14 protein-coding genes are annotated in these 19238 nt (G+C 49.1%); 10 read left to right on the top strand and 4 right to left on the bottom strand.

Annotated elements, in window-relative coordinates; all coding sequences use genetic code 11:
• Window positions 1-98 precede the first annotated feature (98 nt).
• Complete coding sequence (locus E5331_RS10150; RefSeq protein ID WP_123483964.1) at window positions 99-2372, top strand: NADP-dependent malic enzyme; 2274 nt, start codon at window positions 99-101, stop codon at window positions 2370-2372.
• A 179-nt stretch (window positions 2373-2551) separates the two neighbouring features.
• Here the strand turns inward: E5331_RS10150 and E5331_RS10155 are convergent, their stop codons facing one another.
• The 4 genes from E5331_RS10155 to E5331_RS20370 are packed head-to-tail and all read right to left on the bottom strand — an operon-like array spanning window position 2552 to window position 7475.
• Window positions 2552-4027, bottom strand: coding sequence for a TrkH family potassium uptake protein (locus E5331_RS10155; RefSeq protein ID WP_123483965.1), 1476 nt, complete (start codon window positions 4025-4027; stop codon window positions 2552-2554).
• Window positions 4028-4029: 2 nt separating this feature from the next.
• Window positions 4030-5364 carry a Trk system potassium transporter TrkA gene (gene trkA / locus E5331_RS10160; protein WP_123483966.1) on the bottom strand — a complete coding sequence of 445 codons (1335 nt, stop codon included), beginning with the start codon at window positions 5362-5364 and terminating at the stop codon, window positions 4030-4032.
• Complete coding sequence (dxs, locus tag E5331_RS10165) at window positions 5364-7292, bottom strand: 1-deoxy-D-xylulose-5-phosphate synthase (protein ID WP_275441163.1); 1929 nt, start codon at window positions 7290-7292, stop codon at window positions 5364-5366. Before dxs ends, trkA begins: the two co-directional genes overlap by 1 nt.
• A gap of 9 nt (window positions 7293-7301) precedes the next feature.
• Window positions 7302-7475 carry a hypothetical protein gene (locus E5331_RS20370; protein ID WP_168355202.1) on the bottom strand — a complete coding sequence of 58 codons (174 nt, stop codon included), beginning with the start codon at window positions 7473-7475 and terminating at the stop codon, window positions 7302-7304.
• A gap of 358 nt (window positions 7476-7833) precedes the next feature.
• On the opposite strand from E5331_RS20370, the gene E5331_RS10170 reads away from it, so the two are divergent.
• The 9 genes from E5331_RS10170 to E5331_RS10210 all read left to right on the top strand — a co-directional run bounded on the left by E5331_RS10170 (window position 7834) and on the right by E5331_RS10210 (window position 19236).
• Entirely contained in the window at window positions 7834-10521 is a 2688-nt protein-coding gene (locus tag E5331_RS10170; protein WP_123483967.1) for a DNA translocase FtsK, read from the top strand.
• Window positions 10522-10587: 66 nt separating this feature from the next.
• A complete protein-coding gene (gene lolA1, locus E5331_RS10175) occupies window positions 10588-11274 on the top strand; it encodes an outer membrane lipoprotein periplasmic chaperone LolA1 (protein WP_135984607.1) in 687 nt (228 codons plus the stop codon).
• 158 nt (window positions 11275-11432) lie between these two features.
• A complete protein-coding gene (gene trxB, locus E5331_RS10180) occupies window positions 11433-12374 on the top strand; it encodes a thioredoxin-disulfide reductase (RefSeq protein WP_123483969.1) in 942 nt (313 codons plus the stop codon).
• Between the two features lie 83 nt (window positions 12375-12457).
• The gene (locus tag E5331_RS10185) at window positions 12458-12892 is read left to right on the top strand and encodes a deoxycytidylate deaminase (protein ID WP_123483970.1); all 435 of its coding nucleotides are present in this window, start codon (window positions 12458-12460) and stop codon (window positions 12890-12892) included.
• On the top strand, window positions 12885-14540 hold the full coding sequence (locus E5331_RS10190; protein ID WP_136013253.1) for a S41 family peptidase: 1656 nt from the start codon (window positions 12885-12887) through the stop codon (window positions 14538-14540). The genes E5331_RS10185 and E5331_RS10190 overlap by 8 nt, the downstream gene beginning before the upstream one ends.
• Window positions 14527-15084, top strand: coding sequence for a 5-formyltetrahydrofolate cyclo-ligase (locus E5331_RS10195; RefSeq protein WP_123483972.1), 558 nt, complete (start codon window positions 14527-14529; stop codon window positions 15082-15084). Before E5331_RS10190 ends, E5331_RS10195 begins: the two co-directional genes overlap by 14 nt.
• The gene (locus tag E5331_RS10200; protein ID WP_135984610.1) at window positions 15071-15736 is read left to right on the top strand and encodes a helix-turn-helix transcriptional regulator; all 666 of its coding nucleotides are present in this window, start codon (window positions 15071-15073) and stop codon (window positions 15734-15736) included. The genes E5331_RS10195 and E5331_RS10200 overlap by 14 nt, the downstream gene beginning before the upstream one ends.
• 18 nt (window positions 15737-15754) lie before the next feature.
• Window positions 15755-16300 carry a LuxR C-terminal-related transcriptional regulator gene (locus E5331_RS10205; RefSeq protein ID WP_135984612.1) on the top strand — a complete coding sequence of 182 codons (546 nt, stop codon included), beginning with the start codon at window positions 15755-15757 and terminating at the stop codon, window positions 16298-16300.
• Between the two features lie 125 nt (window positions 16301-16425).
• Window positions 16426-19236, top strand: a complete 2811-nt coding sequence (locus E5331_RS10210; RefSeq protein WP_135984614.1) for a M16 family metallopeptidase — start codon at window positions 16426-16428, stop codon at window positions 19234-19236.
• Window positions 19237-19238 lie beyond the last annotated feature (2 nt).

Genomic DNA, 19238 nt, shown 5'->3' on the forward strand with positions numbered 1-19238 from the left:
AAAGGATAATATTGACAAAAGAAAGGAACTGATTAAATTTAGTTGAAGTCTACAGGTAAAACAATTTGTCAGGTTCTTGAAAAGAGAAATTAAACATCATGTCAAAAGTTACAAAAGAAATGGCCCTTGATTATCATGAGGAGGGCAAGCCGGGAAAGATCGAAATAGTGCCAACGAAGCCCTACGCTTCGCAACATGATCTTGCCCTTGCGTATTCACCGGGTGTGGCATATCCCTGTCTGGAGATTGAGAAAGATCCGGAGGATGCCTACCGCTACACCAACAGAGGTAATCTTGTGGGCGTCATAAGCAATGGCACTGCAGTGCTTGGTCTTGGCGACATAGGTGCGCTTGCTGGCAAACCTGTAATGGAGGGGAAGGCCCTTCTGTTTAAGATTTTTGCGGGCCTTGATGCGTTTGACATTGAGATAAACGAGAAGGATCCCGATAAGATCATAGAGATCGTCAAGGCTATCGCGCCCACGTTCGGCGGAATAAATCTTGAGGATATAAAGGCTCCCGAGTGCTTCAAGATAGAGACGCGTCTTAAAGAGGAATGTGATATTCCGGTGATGCATGATGACCAGCACGGCACGGCTATCATTTCCGGTGCCGGTCTGCTCAATGCCCTTCAGATACAGGGTAAGAAGATAGGAGATATACGTCTTGTTGTCAATGGTGCCGGTGCAGCTGCCATAAGTTGCACACGTCTTTACGTGGCATTGGGTGTCAATCCCAAAAATGTGGTGATGTGTGATTCAAAAGGCGTGATACGTGCTGACCGTGAGGGTCTCAACTCACAGAAGAGGGAGTTCGCCACCACACGTGATCTCCACACCTTGCAGGAGGCAATGAAGGATGCCGACGTATTCCTCGGTCTCAGCGTTGCTGATGTGGTCACTCCCGAGATGGTGCTCTCCATGGCTCCGCGTCCCATCGTGTTTGCCCTTGCCAATCCTAATCCGGAGATTGCCTACGACCTTGCCATGCAGACGCGTGACGATATCATCGTGGCAACAGGACGTAGCGATTATCCGAACCAGATCAACAACGTCATCGGCTTCCCGTATATATTCCGTGGCGCACTCGATTGCGGTGCGACTGCAATCAATGAGGCGATGAAGATTGCCGCTGTGCATGCCATTGCCGATCTTGCAAAGGAGCCGGTTCCGTCAGTGGTGGATGAGGCTTACGGCATGAACAATATCACTTTCGGACGTGAGTATATCCTTCCGAAGGCACTCGACCCGCGTCTTCTTCTCTGCGTGGCTCCGGCTGTTGCAAAGGCTGCCGCTCAGTCGGGTATAGCACGTCGCCCGATACCTGATTGGGCTGCTTACCAGACTAAGCTCCGCAATCTTATGGGTGACGATGGCAAGATGATGCGCCATATCTCTGATCTCGCAAAGCAGACGCCTAAGAGAGTGGTAATCTGCGAGGGCAACATGGATAATACGCTCCGTGCGGCAGTGCGTGTGGCTCAGGAGGGTGTATGCCGTCCTGTAGTGCTCGGCAATGAGGAGATGATTGAGAAGCGTGCCGCCCGTCTCGGTCTATCTCTCGATAAAGTTGAGATTGTCAATCCGCGTCATGACCGTGAGGCGGAGACCCGCGAACGCTATGCCAAGATTCTTGCAAGCAAGAAGGCACGTGAGGGCTTCACGTTCAACTTCGCACTTGACAAGATGTTTGAGCGTTCATATTTCGGCATGATGATGGTTGAGACAGGGGATGCCGATGCATGTCTTGCCTCCACATACTCTGCCGGAGAGGCTACTGCAAGCGATGTGGTTTCTATCATCGGACTCCAGGATGGCTACAGTCATTTTGCCACAATGCATATACTCAACACCCGTAAGGGCACATTCTTTATCGCCGACACGGCTGTGAATCCGGATGCAGATAAGGATGCACTTGTGGATATTGCCCGTCTTGCCGACCACACGGTGCGTTTCTTCGCACAGGAGCCGGTCATGGCGATGCTTTCCTACAGTAATTTCGGCTCGTCGCAGCATGAGGAGGCTACGATGGTCGCTGCTGCGGTGAAAGAGTTGCATGAGAAATATCCGTCGCTTATTGTGGATGGTGAGATGCAGGTGGAATATGCACTCGACACCAAATTGCGCGACGAGACGTATCCTTTTAATACCCTTAAGGGTAAATGCGTCAACACTCTTATCTTCCCTAACCTTACGGCTGCCAACTGCACCGGTAAGATGCTTCTATCAATGGGTATCGGCAGTATCGTCGGTCCGATACAGATGGGTTTGAAGAAACCTGTCTACTTCACCAACAGCAACGCCTCCGAACAGGAGATATGTGATCTTGTGGCAATCGCAGCTCTTGACGCCATCACTCTTGAGAGAAAGTGATAAGTAAGTATCGGCAACAACAAGTTGCGAAATAATGTAATGCTAAAAAGAGGATGTGTCAGTTTTTTTTGACACATCCTCTTTGTTAGTAAAATCACGTATAGGATAAACGAAATTACGGCTTGAGAAACGGCAGTTTCCTAAGCCCTTAGAAATTCATGACGTTGATGTATAATTGTCTATTTTCTCCAGAAAGCGGGGAAGAAGAGAAGGAGGATGGTGAATAGCTCAAGTCGCCCGACGAGCATCACGAAAGAGAGAAGCCATTTGCCGCCTGCCGGGATGAGGGAGAAATTGCCACCGAGCCCGGTGATGTCGGTTCCGAGTCCGGTGTTGGATATGGCTGAAAGCGCGACAAAGAAACTGTCTTTCAGCGGGAGCCCCATCAATACGAGAATGGAGCCGGCTACCATTATCACAATCACATAGACGAAAAGGAAAGCAAGTGTCTTGTTGACTACTGCCGAGGGGGTTCCTTTTCCGTTGATACATACGGTAGTGACGGCACTCGGATGCATTATCTTGTAGAACTCATTCTTTATGAATTTGAACAGCACAAGAAAGCGGTCGATTTTCGCACCACCCGATGTGCTGCCCGCACAAGCCCCCATCACCATCATGATTATGAGGATTATGACCGCCATCGACCCCCAATCATGGAAGTCGGGCTCGGTCAATCCGGTTGAGGTCAGAATCGATACCGCCTGAAAGAGTGGATCAATCGTGATGTCGTCGAGATGGTGGTATAATCCTTTGGCAATCACGTTCAGGGTGAGCGCGACATAGCAGATGAATATGATGAATATATACCATCTCAGCACGTCATTGCGGAATGCTGAACGGAATTTGCCACACACCATTTTATATATGAGAGAGAAATTCACGCCTCCCAGAAACATGAAGACAGTGAGCAGAATCTTTACGTAAGTGTCAGCCGCTTCGCTTATGGAGATATCGCTATTGGAGAATCCTCCGGTCGACATTGTGGAGAGTCCGTAGCAGATGGCATCAAATACTGACATTTCCGAGAATGTCAGAAGCACAATGAGCAGGGTAGTGAGGGATATATATACGAGCCACAGGCTCTGCGCCGTGAAACTGACGCGTGGTCGCAGCTTGTCATGGGTTATGCCTGTCACTTCCGCATTAAACAGCTGCATGCCTCCCTGATAGTTGAGCATCGGCACTACGGCAAGCGTGAAGAGGATTATTCCGAGACCTCCGATCCATTGCACGATACATCTCCACAGCAATATGGAATTGGGCACGCCTTCAAGAGTGTCGAGCACGGTGGCGCCTGTAGTGGTGAATCCGCTCATCGTCTCAAAAAAAGCATCGGTCACTCCGAGATGAGTGCCACACATCAGAAACGGTAGCATCCCGAAGAGCGATAGTATCACCCATATCAATCCGGTCAGCACGATTGCCTCACGTTTCCCCATCTCCCTGCTTTTGGGATGAAGACTCACCATGGAGATTCCGCAAGTGGCAGTGATGCCCATGCACACCAGAAACATGAATGCACTCTCCTCCCTATATATAAGTCCTGTCGCAAACGGTATAGTCATGAATGCCGTTTCGATAAGAAGAAGCCACCCGATCACGCGCAGCAGCATCCTTACGTTGAGATAGCCGGTATGTCGTTTGAAAGCCATGATCAGTTAAACCATTTTTCAATTTTACTGATGGTGCCGCTAAGACAGAACACGACGACAAAATCTCCCGGTTGCAGATGAGTGTTACCGCTGACGAGCATGCACTCATTATCCCTCACCATTGCGGCGAGAGTCATTCCGAAGGGGAGATGAAGATCCTTCACCGGTGCCTTTGCAATTTTCGCCCCATGTCGCACAGGCATTTCCGCCACTTCTGCATCTGCCAGGGCAAGACATTTCGCGTTGCTTTGGTCTGCATCAAGAAGAATCTTGAAAATATGGCTCGAAGCCAGTAGTTTCTTATTTATGATGGTGCCGATGTTCAGATTCTCCGCCTGACTGACAAACTGAAGGTTCTCCACGTCAGCGATGGTCTTGGGCACACCAAATTCCTTTGCTGAAAGACATGACAATATGTTGGTCTCCGAAAAATCGGTAAGGGCGAGAAACGCATCATACTGATATATGTTGTTCTCACGGAGCACCTCGATGTCGCGTCCGTCGCCATACACAATCTCGCAGTCGGGCAATGCTGTAGCCATGTATTCGCAATTATCCCTGTCGTTGTCAATTATCTTGATATGGAATTTATCATGAAAGCGTTTCGCGAAACGTCGCGCGATGCGGCTTCCACCCATTATGAGAGCCTTCTTGATCACGCGTTTCTTCTTGCCGCAGAGATCGCGCACAATCTGTATATAGGGTGGGGTGGTGATGAAATACACGATGTCGTCAAATTCCAGTTTGTCGTTACCGCCCGGGATGATAGTCTCATTGTTGCGTTTGATTGCCGCTACATGGAAATTATGTTCCCTTACGGGGAGGTCTTTCAGCTTGTAATTTATAAGAGGCGACTGGCTATGCAGCTTCACGCCGATAAGTAGAAGTCCTCCGCCATGAAGCTCTCCCCAATATCTTGCCCAATTATGAGCCAGCGACAGATTGATTTCATCAGCGGCAAGGTCTTCCGGATAAATAAGGAAGTCAGCTCCGATATCCTTCAGAATCTCACCGTTGTGGCTGTCAAGAAATTCAGAACTGTCAATTCTTGCCACAGTCTTCTTTGCCCCGAGTCTTTTCGCTATTGCGCACGACGTCAGATTGCGTGTCTCGTAGGGAGTCACGGCAATATACAGGTCGGTGTTGTCGACACCGACGTCGCGTAGCGTGTCGAACGAGGATGTCGATCCGTTCCAAGTCATCAGGTTGTAGTTGTCGTTGATTACGTCCAGCCTTGATTGGTCGCTGTCAAGCAGAATTATATCCTGATCCTCATTAGAGAGGAGCTTGGCAAGATGGGTCCCGACTTCACCGGCACCTGCAATTACAATCTTCATCAGCCCTTGGTGTTTGATGTGAGTTCTTTAGCTGCTGAGATGATCCCCTCAACGTCGTATCCGCATAAGTTCTTCAGTTGGTCTACAGTGCCCTGTGCGATCCATCTGTCAGGCACACCCAGCGATTTCACCTTAATTCCGGAGCCTATTTCGCGAATATGATGTTCCACAGTTTCGCCAAATCCCCCCTCAAGGGCACCATCCTCCACCGTTATGACAGCGTCATATCTTTGCGCCACATCGGAAAGAATCCCCATGTCGATGGGTTTCATCCATATCATGTCAAATATGTCAGTCTTGATCCCCTGGTCCTCAAGCAGTGAGGCTGCAGTCATGGCATCCTTAAGGACAGGACCAAGCGTCAGGATTGCTATTTTTGCATCGGCATGATCGGTGATTTTCCTACCTTTGCCTACTTCAAGAGTTTTCATCTCTGATTTCCAATCAGTGTGATATGCCCTGCCACGCGGATAACGTATGGCATAAGGTGAATTTATTGATAGAGAGGTGAACATAAGATTCCTCATGGTCTCCTCGTCGGCGGGAGATGATATTTTCATTCCCGGTATGCAATTGAGGTAGGCGAGATCAAACAATCCATGGTGGGTGACGCCATCCTCACCCACGAGTCCGGCACGGTCAATGCAGAAAGTGACAGGGAGTCCCTGAATCGCCACGTCATGGATGATATTGTCGTAAGCCCGCTGTAGAAATGATGAGTAGATTGCGACGAATGGCTTTTTGCCGGCAGCAGCCATGCCACCGGCAAAAGTGACGGCATGACCCTCGGAGATACCTACGTCGAAAGTGCGGTCGGGAAACGCCTCGGCAAGCTTCGACATTGACGTGCCGGATGGCATTGCCGCAGTTATGCCGGCGATTGATTTGTCCATTCCTGCAAGTTCCACGAGTGTCTCGCCGAATACGTCCTGCCAGAGCGGAGGGAGTATATCGGAAGAGACAGATATTTTCTTGCCTGTGGCAGGGTCGAATTTTCCGGGAGCGTGCCATGCGGCAGGGTCATCCTCGGCAGGTTTGTATCCTTTCCCCTTTATGGTGCATACGTGCAGCAGACGCGGTCCCTCCATATTCTTTATTTCCTTGAACACTTGCACGAGCTTGATTACGTCATGCCCGTCCATGGGTCCCAGGTATCGGATATTAAGACCTTCGAATATATTCTGCTTCTTTGACACCAACGACTTAATGGAATTGCTGAATCTGATTATTGCCCGCTTCCTTTGGTCGGTCAGAATCCCTTTCTTTCTGAAAAATCCCGCCATTTTGTTCCGGATACGGTTATATCCGGCGGAAGTGGTGAGGTCAGACAGATATGAATGCAACGCCCCGACATTCGGGTCGATACTCATATCGTTGTCGTTAAGCACGATCAGTAGATCATTCGGATGATTCGAGGCATTGTTCAGCCCTTCAAATGCAAGACCGCCGCTGATGGATGCGTCGCCGATCACTGCCACGGTCTTCCGGTTGCGGTTTTCGGGCGTCAGTTTGTCGGCGATAGCCATGCCGAGGGCGGCGGATATGGAATTTCCGGCATGTCCCGCCATAAATGTGTCGGCATCGCTTTCGAGAGGATTCGGGAATCCACTGATGCCGTTCAATGTGCGTTGCCCGGCGAAAGCGTCACGACGTCCGGTCAGTATCTTGTGGGCATACGCCTGATGCCCGACATCCCAGACAAGACGGTCGTAGGGAGTGTCATACACATAATGTAACGCCACGATAAGTTCCACCGCCCCCATGCTTGAAGCAAAATGCCCCGGATTAACAGACAGGCGGGAAATAAGGAATTCCCTTATCTCCCGGCACAATGCGGGGAGTTGCTCCACAGGGAGTTTGCGGAGGTCGGAAGGGGAGTTGATTTCAGACAGGAGAGGCATAGCAGCTCTTTCTTCGTTCTGTTCCATTATGAGTAGTCATTTATCCTGCCGGATATATTTTTTCCACAGAGGCACGAAAATGATAATGCCGGAAGCCACCACAAGAAACAGATTCTTGAAGTTGAATCCGCCCGACAGCAATAGCGTCAGGCTTAGCCATATCCATAGAAGAGCCAATACAGAAAAACCGGCTATCTTAACAGGTTGCATATAAATAATGAGAGACAAACATGAGATGATGATTGCCCGGCAAATTTGTGTCGCTTTGTAGACGCAGCGAGGTGAGAGTTGCCGGGGCGAGAGGTATGCTTGTCTATGCGAAATTAATTAAATTATTTTAAACATTCAAGAAACTATCAAGTAAAATTATTTGTATCCTTACAGATAATATAAAATGGGTGATGTATTTTATTGGATATTAGAGCATTGTGAATTGTGTTTAAGGATCGTGGTGGCATCAGTGTTGAAAATGCGGTGCGGCTGATGAAAAAAACGTTGTAAAAAAGGTGGTCTAAGGATAGGAAAAAATTTAATTTATCGTTATCTTTGCATTCTCAAAATAAGAATTATGAAAGCCTACGATACTTTCAACCCTAATATACCGGATGCGGAAGAAGTGATTCCTGCACCGACTTTGCCTCCTGTCTCGGAGGAACTTAGACAATCGGAGCCTAAGCGCAAGGAGAAAAAAGAGACTGTAAAAAGAGTTGTAAAGAAACCGGAGCCTAAGACGAAACGTGCGCCGGCAGAGCCTTTGGTGCCCAAAATAAAGCGATGGGTAGGGTCTCAGACTACCCGTTGGATTCTCGGTCTGTTTCTTGGATTCTTTGCCGTATATCTTGGCTTTTCATTCCTGTCATATTTCACGAGCTGCATAAAGGACCAATCGGAGATTAACAATACCCAGATAGGTCTTTCTGGCGATATCTCCAACGTCGGTGGAGAGGGGGGCGCACGCATAGCGGAGTTCCTGATTAATGAGAGTTTTGGTCTCGGTTCATTCGTGATAGTGCTTTGGCTTGTGGCAATGTCGCTGAAGCAGCTTGTGGGCAAACCGAGATTCAAATCGGTTGACTTCACAATAAAATCGATAGTGGCATTGGTGACGGTGTCGCTTATAATCGGATTGCTCACCATTGGATTCAATACTCAGGTGAACTGGGGAGGCTATCACGGCAGATACGTCAATGAATTTATCGTGCATTTCTTTGGCTGGACAGGAGCGATAATCCTATGTATGTTCCTTGTGGGCTGTTTCTTTGTGATATGTCTGAGGGATTTCATCAATTGGATATTACGCCTGAAGCGTGCCCGTGACGCTCGCCGTAAGGTGGAGGCGGAGAAACGTGCAATTCAGCGTGAGCGTGAGCGCGAGATAGAGGAGATGCGCCGTTATGAGGATGCTGATGCGGTGCCGGATGCTGTTGAGGAGATGGTGGAATCAGACGATGATGCGCAGGTGGTGTTCAACGGTGAGGAACCGGGGCTTTACAGCACATTGCCGGATTTTGATGATACCGAATATTCCATTGAGGATGATGCGCCTATCGTGTCGGAGCATTCCCCCAAGGAGCAGACACGGACGGAGGCAGTGACAGAAAACAGAACGTCATCGGTTGAGACAACTCCGGCTCCGGAACCTATAGTTACCCCCAATCCCGAACCGGTTGATGACAATCCTGATTTGGAGGAGGAAGAGGATGATATGATTGTCAATGTCAATTCCATATCCCAGGTGGAGACCCCGCATCTTCCCGATAATCATGGACTGCCGGGAGCTCATCCCTACAAGTTCCCGCCGTTTGAAATCCTTAGGGAGGGTGTGGTCAAGGTGAGTGTGGATGCGGAGGAGCAGTTGGAGAATAAGGAGAAGATTAAGAAGACGCTTCTTGATTTCGGCATACCTATCCTAAGCATTGAGGCTACAGTCGGTCCGACGGTTACGCTTTACGAGATAGTCCCGGATAAGGGCGTGCGTATCGCCAAGATAAGGAATCTTGTCGACGACATAGCATTGAGCCTTTCGGCGGAGGGCGTCAGAATCATCGCACCGATTCCCGGTAAGGGTACAGTCGGAATAGAGGTGGCAAACAAGGATCCGCAGACCGTGTCAATGCGCACCATAATCAAGTCGAAGGCATATCAGGAGACTAAATATAAGCTGCCTATAGCCATGGGCTCGACAATCTCCAACGATGTCTACATCGCGGATCTTGCCAAGATGCCCCACCTGCTTGTGGCGGGTGCTACAGGACAGGGTAAGTCGGTAGGTCTGAATGCCATAATCGCGTCTCTTCTCTACCGCAAGACTCCGGATGAACTTAAATTTGTGATGATCGACCCTAAGATGGTTGAGTTCAGCCTTTATGCCAAGATAGAGGCGCACTATCTTGCCAAGATTCCGGGTGCGGAAGATGCTATAATCACGGATATGGATAAGGTGGTGGCTACTCTCAGCTCGCTCTGCGTGGAGATGGACAACCGTTATCAGCTCCTAAAGGAGGCTCATGCACGAAATCTTATCGAGTATAACGACAAGATAAAGGCAGGGAAGCTGAATCCTCTGGAAGGACACCGTTTCTTCCCCTACATTGTGGTGGTGGTCGATGAGTTCAGCGATTTGATAATGACTGCCGGTAAAGAGGTGGAGATACCTATAGCGCGTCTTGCTCAGAAGGCACGTGCGGTAGGTATGCACGTGATAATAGCGACTCAGCGTCCCTCCACCAACGTCATCACCGGTATCATTAAGGCTAACTTCCCTGCGCGTATTGCCTTTAAGGTAAGTTCCGGCGTGGACAGTAAGACTATCCTTGACACCACCGGAGCCCAGCAGCTGATAGGCAGGGGCGACATGCTCATAAGCAACAGCAGCCCGATGGTGCGTGTGCAGTGTGCCTTCATCGACACTCCGGAGGTGGAGGAGATATGCGATTATATCGCACGTCAGCCCTACGGTCAAGGTGCCTACGAGTTGCCTGACCCTGTAGTGACCGGCTCGGAGAGTGAGGGTGGAGAGTCAGGTAATAATTTCGGCGATAAGGATGCCCTCTTCGAAGAGGTGGCGCGTCTGATAGTGTCGTCCAACACAGCCTCCACGTCATCCCTCCAGAGAAGATACTCTATCGGCTACAACCGTGCGGGCAAGATAATGGATCAGCTTGAGGCGGCAGGTATAGTCGGTCCGGCACACGGCGGTAAACCACGTTCTGTGCTTGTCGATGCTGTCACCTTGGAGTCGATATTGAATGGCTGATACTGTTGTATCGCTGTATCGCTGTATCGGTTGTATCGGTTGTATCGGTTGAAACAGCCGATACAGATGAAACAGATGAAACAAATGAAACAGATGAAACAGATGAAACAAAATAAGCTAAAAAATAGTCTATCCTGTCTCAGCTATGTGATGTTGGCTATATTGATAGCCGTAGGTGTCAATGCTTACGGAGCCACCACAAAGTTGACGGCGGAGCAGGTGGCTCAGAAGGCTGCCTCGGTAATAACCACCACCAAGGGACTGTCTGCCACGTTCAGCATAAATTCACAGGGGCGTGTCTCCAATGGTTCTGTCAAGAGTGCGGGTAATAAATTCGTGGTGTTGATGCCGGAAGTATCCACATGGTATAACGGCAAATCTCTCTATACCTATAATCCGCGCACGTCAGAGACCACCGTAACTATACCGACAGCGCAGGAACTTGCGGAATCTAATCCCTTGCTTTACGTCAGAAGCGGTGCAGCCGGTTTCACGTGCCGGTTCTCCACAGTGAAGCGTCAGGGGAAATACGTGGTGGATCTTCTTCCCAAGGATAAGAAATCCGGGTTAAAGAAATTGGTGTTCACAATCAACTCCACTACGTTCCAGATAGAGAAGATATTGGTGACTACAGCTTCCGGTAATGTGACGGTAGACGTCAAGACAATGAAAACCGGCATTACGATACCGGTGTCGGAGTTTGAATATCCCAGTAAGAAATACCCGCGTGCGGAGATTGTAGATCTCCGTTGACCGTGGATGGTGGGATATCGGAAGATATGGGGCAAATGAAGTTTAAACCATGTCATTGAAAAGAAAAAAATAGTTAACGTTGTTATATAAAGAGAATGGGGTTGCAGCATTCATCAGGCAACTTCCGTATTATATAATAAAAACATCTTAAGATATATATGTCAGAAGAAAAAACTCGAGTATTGATCATTGGGTCAGGACCTGCCGGCTATACGGCAGCATTGTATGCATCACGTGCTAATCTCCAACCGCTGCTGTTTGAGGGTGATCAACCCGGCGGACAGCTTACACAGACTACTGAGATTGAGAATTTCCCCGGTTATCCTGACGGAATACAGGGTCAGGAGATGATGGAACAGTTCCGTCAGCAGGCACTCCGGTTTGGAGCCGACGTCAGATCCCGTATGGTGGTGAAAGTGGATTTTTCACAGCGTCCGTTCCGTTGTGAGGATGAGCGCGGCGATGTGGTGTATGCCGATAGCGTGATTGTATGCACCGGCGCGTCAGCCAAATATCTCGGACTTCCCGATGAGGAGAAATACAGGGGGCTCGGAGTCAGTGCGTGTGCCACTTGCGACGGATTTTTCTATCGGAAGAAGAACGTGGCAGTTGTAGGCGGAGGCGATACGGCATGTGAGGAGGCTCTTTATCTGTCGACACTGGCAAAGAAGGTCTATCTGATCGTGCGTCGTGGAGTGCTCCGTGCATCTGACGTCATGCAGCGTCGTGTGAAGGAACGCGAGAATATAGAGATACTCTATCATTGCAACACGTTGGGTCTTTTCGGTGAAGACGGAGTTGAGGGCGCGCATATCGTAAGACATAAAGGCACTCCCGAGGAGGAGACATTCGACATAGCTATCGACGGCTTCTTCCTTGCAATCGGTCATCGTCCTAACACGGAGATCTTCAAGGGTCAGCTTGATATGGACGAAGAGGGATATATCAAGGTGGAGGGAGCCACTACCCACACAAACGTGGAGGGAGTCTTTGCGGCGGGCGATTGCGCGGATCCGCGTTATCGTCAGGCAGTGGCGGCAGCCGGCACAGGATGTCGCGCGGCTCTTGATGCGGAAAAATTCCTTATGGAGCAGGATTAACAGAGAATCAGGCTTCATGACAGAAGTCATTACAATTTCAAAGGAAGTCATTACAAATTCATTTCATAAGTAGAGAAATGACGATGGATAACAGTGAAAAGAAGCAGGCACTCGACAAGCGTTACCTCAGGATGGCAAGGATATGGAGTGAAAATTCCTATTGCACGCGCAGGAAGGTGGGGGCATTGCTCGTGAAAGACAAGATGATCATCTCCGATGGCTATAACGGCACACCTTCCGGATTCCCAAATATCTGTGAGGATGAGACGAACCATACCTATCCTTACGTGCTGCATGCAGAGGCGAATGCAATCACGAAAGTGGCGCGAAGCAACAATTCAAGTGCCGGCAGCACCCTCTACGTGACAGCGAGCCCGTGCATAGAATGCTCCAAGCTGATTATCCAGGCGGGTATAAGCCGGGTGGTCTTCTCGGAATTGTATAGAATGTCAGACGGTGTCGACCTTCTCCGCAAGGCGGGGGTTGAGATCGTCTATATACCCTGTGAGAATGAATAATAGAAGAAATATAGGACTTGTGGCGTTGCCCCTGCTGCTGACTGTGGGGCTTGCCGGCGGAGTGTTTATCGGTCAGTACATCACCCGGCGCACCCTGTCGCAAGAGGAGGAGAAACTCCGCACCGTGCTCCGGCTGATAGAGTCGGAGTATGTAGATGTCGTCGATATAGATTCGCTTGTGGAGGAGACAATGCCACAGCTCCTTAATTCGCTTGACCCACATTCCGCCTATATACCCTCCTCGGAGTTGACGGCGGTAAATGAAGATCTCCAGGGTTCGTTCAGTGGAGTCGGGGTGTCGTTCCAGATAGTAGGCGACACGGTCAATGTAGTGGAGGTGATACCCGGCGGACCGGCAGAGAAGGTCGGTATCCTGTCGGGCGACCGCATAATAAAGGCTGATGGGAAGTCGCTTACGGGAAAGGATATAGGGCAGGAGGATGTGTTCAAGACGTTGAAGGGAGAGAAAGGTTCGAAAGTGGTGCTTGAGATAAAGCGTCAAAGTTCGAAGCAGCCACTGACGTTTGACGTCATACGTGGAGACATACCGGTCAATTCCGTTGACTGCAAATATATGGTGGATGATGAGGTGGGCTATCTCCGCGTCACCAAATTTGCACGCAACACGTATATGGAATTCTTCAATGCCCTCAACGATCTGAAGGCAGAGGGGGCGAAGAAATTCATCATCGACCTTCGTGGCAACACCGGAGGCTTCATGGATCAGGCTATATATATGGCTAATGAGTTCCTCCCGGCAGGGCGTATGATAGTCTATACCAAGGGTCGCCGCCCGGAAAACGAGACGCTTGCGATGAGCGATGGCAGAGGTAGCTTCAAGGATGTGGAGATCACGGTGCTCACCAACGAGGGCTCTGCATCGGCATCGGAGATATTTGCCGGTGCCATACAGGATAATGACCGCGGATTGGTGGTGGGTCGCCGTTCATTCGGGAAAGGGCTTGTGCAGAACCAGACGGAATTGCCCGACAGCTCTGCGATACGCCTGACAGTGGCACGCTACTACACCCCGTCGGGACGCTCCATCCAGAAGGAATATCTGCGCGGCGACAAGGATAAGTATGACCTTGATATAATCGACAGATATTCACATGGCGAGTTCTATAATGCCGACAGCATAAAGCTTGACAAGAGCAAGATATTCACCACGTCAAACGGGCGCACGGTCTATGGCGGCGGAGGCATCATGCCTGATATCTTTGTGCCGGAAGACACCACGGGCTACACGTCATATTACGTCAACGTGATGAACAAGGGGTTGATACAGAAATTTGCCCTCTCTGTGGCTGATAAATACCGAAGCATGCTCGACGACGTTAAGAGCACCGACAGGCTACTGAAAGTGTTGCCTCGCGACAATACGCTGCTTGAGAACTTCGTAAGTTTTGCCGTCAAGAACGGCGTGCCGGCACGCTGGTACTACATAAATCAGTCAAGAGGCTTGCTTCTCAACCAGATAAAGGCAATGATCGCACGCGACGTGTTGGGCTATTCCTCGTTTATAGAATTGCTCAATCGCGACGACAAGGCAATGAATCGGGCTTACGATGCTCTTAAGAATGGAGAGTCGCCTGTCGACATACAATTGGAAAACAATGAAAAACACGATGAGAATGGAAAAGAATGAAATCAGAAGAAGGGTCAGGCATCTCAGAGGGATGCTGTCCGAAATAGAGCGAATGAAGGCTGCCGAAGAGGTATTCTCAAGAGTGGAGAAGACTACGGCGTTTATCATGGCAGACAGGATACTGATGTATCATTCTCTGCCGGATGAGGTCAACACCCGCGCCTTCCTCAGAAAATGGGCAGACAGGAAGAATTTCTATCTTCCGAGGGTGAATGGCGTGAATCTCGACATATTGCCGTATGATGAGTCACGTCTGGAGCTGGGTAGCTTCCATATAGAGGAGCCTACCGGGACGGATACTGTAGATCCTTCGGAAATAGAGCTTATAATAGTGCCGGCCGTGGCATACGACCGTAAAGGGAACCGTCTTGGACGTGGAAAGGGATTCTATGACCGTCTGCTTCAGTCGGCAAAAGCCACAACTATCGGAGTGGGCTATGGATTCCAGCTCGTGGATGAGGTACCGACAGAGCCGCATGACCAGGGCGTCGATATGGTCATAACAGAAAATGCCACCATAATCATCCGACATGGCTCTATATAACAGAGAAATAAAACTATCAGAAGCTATAATGTCTCATCCGAGTCTGTTGCCGGTGGTAGACCGACTGGGCATCAGACTCGGAGTGGGAGATGCCACCATTGGGGAGGTATGCGATGATCGTGGCATAGACCCCGATTTTTTCCTTTCAGTGATCAATACGTTTCTCGATGAGGAGTATTTCCCGGTCAATGCGCGGGGCACGTTCACGATAGAGAAGACAGTGGCGTATCTACGGAAAACGAATGCCTATTATCTGAGGGTGCAGCTTCCCAATATCGACCGCCATTTCAAGTCTCTTATCGACCGTAGCGGCGACGACAACAATCTTGACATGCTCCGCACGTTTTATCAGGACATGAGGATGCAGATGACCGAGTCGTTGAGATATGACGATGAGGTGCTTTTCCCGGCATTGAGCAGCGGACGGGTGGAGGTTTCAAGTGAATCTGCCGTGGCGGGCTACATGGAGGTGGAGGAGAAGCTGCATGATCTTCTATATTTCTTTGTGGAGCATCTGCGTGGTAACTATGATGCCAATCTCTGCACTGCCGTGGTGAGTGCCGTGTTCTCGCTTGAGCGCGACCTTTGTCAAAATAATCGCATACGTAGCCGCATACTGTTGCCATTGATTTCAGGAGCTACGGCATTTTAAGGATTAGATCTTCAAATCATGAACAGCAGGCAACGCATAGCTCTCATAGGACTTTCCACTTTGGAATCATTGGGAATAAGATCCATTTTACGTGATGGATGGGATGGGACTGCGGAGTATTTCCCATCGTTTGAAGAATTTTATCCGTTTTCGGAAAAGATGGCGGGGTATATTGTGGCTGCCGATATTTTTATCTACAACATGGATTTTTTCCTTCCCAGGAAAATGAAGACACTTATCGTTGCACGCAATGTTGCGAACTGTGCCGACCATTCCGGACTGCTGATGCTGTCTGCCAAATCAGATGAGGCGGAGATAAAGGGTAAACTGAAGGAATTTCTCGCTCCGCAGGATGATGGCGACGACACACGCGGAGATCTCTCGGCAAGGGAGATCGAAGTGCTAAGGCTGATAGCTGCCGGAAAGATAAATAAAGAGATAGCAGACGAACTCTGCATATCGGTCAATACCGTCATAACCCACAGAAAAAACTTGTCGTCAAAACTCGGAATAAAATCAGCGTCCGGATTATCACTATATGCAATGATGAACGGATTCATATAGCTATCATGATATAACATGCTGAAAAATGATATAACATGATATATCATGTTGCATCATGATACAACAAAAACAACAACGGAACAAAAAAACAACCAAAACCAAAATAACAACTAAATCTAACAATTATGGTAAGAAAAGTCTTAAGCATAGCAATGTTCCTCATCGGAGTGCTGTGCATGAGTGCCCAGATGCCACAGCTGACGCCTCTCCCGGTCAATCCGAAGGTGAAGCATGGCGTCTTGCCCAATGGCATGAGCTACTACATCATGCATAACGAGATGCCCAAGGAGAGGGCGAATTTCTATATCGCCCAGAAAGTTGGCTCCACACTTGAGGAGGAGAGCCAGCTCGGATTGGCACACTTCCTTGAGCACATGGCGTTCAACGGCACAACCAACTATCCAGGCAAGAACCTGCTGAATTATCTTCAGGGGAAAGGTATACGTTTCGGTGCCGACATCAATGCCTACACGGCATTTGATGAGACAGTATATAATATCAACAATGTGCCTACCACCGACAAGCCGCTTGTAGACAGCGTGCTCCTTGCCCTTCATGACTGGAGCGGCGAGATCCTTCTTGAAGAGGCTGAGATCGATGCCGAGCGTGGAGTGATCCAGGAGGAATGGCGTCAGCGCAACAATGCGCAGTTCCGTATGCTCATGTCGATTCTCCCTGAAATCTACAAGGAGTATCAGTATCAGCAGTCGCCTATCGGCAAGATGGAGGTGGTCATGAACTTCAAGCCGGAGGTGCTCCGCGCATACTATAAGAAATGGTATCGTCCGGATCAGCAGGGTATAGTCATCGTCGGTGATATTGATGCCGACGAGATGGAGAAAAAGGTGATCGATCTCTTTTCTAAAATACCGATGCCGGAGAATGCGGCAGAGCGCAAATATCCCACGGTAAGCGACAATGATGAGCCCATCTACGTATCTTTCACAGATCCTGAGCTTCCGCAGCCACGCACAACTATCACCTTCAAGTCGGAGAAAATCCCCTTTGAGATGCGCAACACCGTCGAGATGTATATGCAGTCAAGCCTGTTGCAGTCGCTGATTTCATCTCTCATCAACAACCGTCTTGAGGAATTTTCACATGATCCGTCATGCACGTATGCCGGTGCCGGTGTATATTTTGGTGATTTCTATGTGTCGAAGACTAAAGACTCGTTCAATATCGTGGTCATCCCCAAGAAAGGCACTCAGGCTGCTGTGGATGAGGTTATGAGAATCGTGACACGTGCCTGCAAGACAGGGTTCACCGAGTCGGAATACGACCGCGTGAAGGAGGAGGCTCTATCCCGTATGGAGAAGATCTACAATGAGCGCGATAAGACTGATAACGATGCGTTCGGCAATGAACTCTGCCGTCTCTTTATCGATAATGAACCGGCTCCCGGCATTGAGAAGGAGCTTGAGATCTGGAAGATGATGCTTCCGATGATTCCTCTTCAGGCAATCAATCAGGTTATTCAGCAGATCCTGACTCCCAACAATATGGTGGTGGTGACCACAGAACCCCAGAAGGAGGGCTTCGAGGTGGTGTCTGAAGACGTCATGATCAAGACTGTCAAGGATGCCATGAATGCTGAATATGAGGCATACGTGGATGAGACTATCACAGACCCTCTGATCGCTAATCTCCCGACTCCCGGCAAGATTGTTTCCGTAGAGGAGAACAATATCCTCGGTTTCAAGACCTATACGCTTTCAAACGGCGTGAAAGTAGTGGTGAAGTCTACAGATTTTGCAGGTGATGAGATCCTTATGGACGCATATCGTGAGGGTGGAAAGCGTTGCTTCGCAGAGTCTCAGGCTGCAAATCTCGCGCTTATTGGAGTGGCGTATGAAAAATCAAAGAAGGGACCTTTTGATGCCAAGACACTGACGAAGTATCTTTCCGGCAAACAGGTAAGTCTCGGCTTAGGCGTAAACACTTACACCGATATGCTTGAGGGATCATCTACAGTAAAGGATTTGAAGACGTTAATGGAACTTATCTATACATCCTTTACAAATATTTCAACAGATCAGAGTGCTTACGATGTCTCTCTTGAATCGCTTAGACTTGCGTTCGCCAACGACAATAATAACCCTCAGAAGATATTCTTCGGAGAGGTGTCGAAGACAAGATACGGCAATAATCCTATGATGAACCGGATCACCACCGAGACTCTTGACAAGGCTAACTATCCTGAGATGGTGGATATGATTCATCAGCTTCTCTCGAATGCCGGTGACTATACGTTTATTTTCGTAGGCAATATTGATGAGACTACATTCAAGCCTCTCATGGAGCAGTATCTTGCCACACTTCCTGCCGCTGCACCTCGCAAGGCAAAAGTGATTACTGAGATAAAGACCCAGAGAGGCGACGTGATCAACGACTTCAAGCAGCCTATGGGCACACCTTCAACTTGGGTATATGATCTTTACGGAGACTCCAACGTGCCCTACAACATGGAGAATTCCGTGCTTGTCAGCATGATGGGGGATATCCTTGACAATATCTATACCGAGACGCTCCGCGAGGAGGAGGGTGGCACGTATGGTGCTTCCGTGAATGCAACTATAAACCCGAACAACGGCGAATGGAATCTCATATATTTCTTCCAGACTAACAAAGACCAGCAGGATGCTCTCATCAAGCGTGCGCAGGATGAATACATGAAGCTGCTTAAAGATGGTGCTGATCCCGTGCAGTTCAACAAGGTGAAGGAAGCCATGATCAAGCAGGTGGAGATCAATATGGAGAAGAACAGCTACTGGATGAATGGAATCTTCTCTTATCTCCGTGGATATGATGATCTTACTAAAGAGAAGGCTACAATTGAGGGTATCACTCTTGACAAACTCAATTCATTCATGAAGACTGTCTACAACGGCAAAAACCGTATCCAGGTGATAATGGAGGGTGTTCAGGCTGAGTGATA

The organism is Lepagella muris, from assembly GCF_004793975.1.
In the GTDB taxonomy this organism is placed as follows: Bacteria; Bacteroidota; Bacteroidia; order Bacteroidales; family Muribaculaceae; genus Lepagella; species Lepagella muris.

Excerpts from the sequence above, each read along its gene's own strand:
- E5331_RS10205 (WP_135984612.1), top strand. The coding sequence starts at position 15,755 with ATGAACAGCAGGCAACGCATAGCTCTCATAGGACTTTCCACTTTGGAA.
- lolA1 (WP_135984607.1), top strand. The coding sequence starts at position 10,588 with ATGAAACAGATGAAACAAATGAAACAGATGAAACAGATGAAACAAAAT.
- trkA (WP_123483966.1), bottom strand. The coding sequence starts at position 5,364 with ATGAAGATTGTAATTGCAGGTGCCGGTGAAGTCGGGACCCATCTTGCC.
- E5331_RS10210 (WP_135984614.1), top strand. The coding sequence starts at position 16,426 with ATGGTAAGAAAAGTCTTAAGCATAGCAATGTTCCTCATCGGAGTGCTG.
- dxs (WP_275441163.1), bottom strand. The coding sequence starts at position 7,292 with ATGGAACAGAACGAAGAAAGAGCTGCTATGCCTCTCCTGTCTGAAATC.
- E5331_RS10190 (WP_136013253.1), top strand. The coding sequence starts at position 12,885 with ATGAATAATAGAAGAAATATAGGACTTGTGGCGTTGCCCCTGCTGCTG.
- E5331_RS10195 (WP_123483972.1), top strand. The coding sequence starts at position 14,527 with ATGGAAAAGAATGAAATCAGAAGAAGGGTCAGGCATCTCAGAGGGATG.
- E5331_RS10170 (WP_123483967.1), top strand. The coding sequence starts at position 7,834 with ATGAAAGCCTACGATACTTTCAACCCTAATATACCGGATGCGGAAGAA.
- E5331_RS10185 (WP_123483970.1), top strand. The coding sequence starts at position 12,458 with ATGGATAACAGTGAAAAGAAGCAGGCACTCGACAAGCGTTACCTCAGG.
- trxB (WP_123483969.1), top strand. The coding sequence starts at position 11,433 with ATGTCAGAAGAAAAAACTCGAGTATTGATCATTGGGTCAGGACCTGCC.
- E5331_RS10150 (WP_123483964.1), top strand. The coding sequence starts at position 99 with ATGTCAAAAGTTACAAAAGAAATGGCCCTTGATTATCATGAGGAGGGC.
- E5331_RS10200 (WP_135984610.1), top strand. The coding sequence starts at position 15,071 with ATGGCTCTATATAACAGAGAAATAAAACTATCAGAAGCTATAATGTCT.
- E5331_RS10155 (WP_123483965.1), bottom strand. The coding sequence starts at position 4,027 with ATGGCTTTCAAACGACATACCGGCTATCTCAACGTAAGGATGCTGCTG.
- E5331_RS20370 (WP_168355202.1), bottom strand. The coding sequence starts at position 7,475 with ATGCAACCTGTTAAGATAGCCGGTTTTTCTGTATTGGCTCTTCTATGG.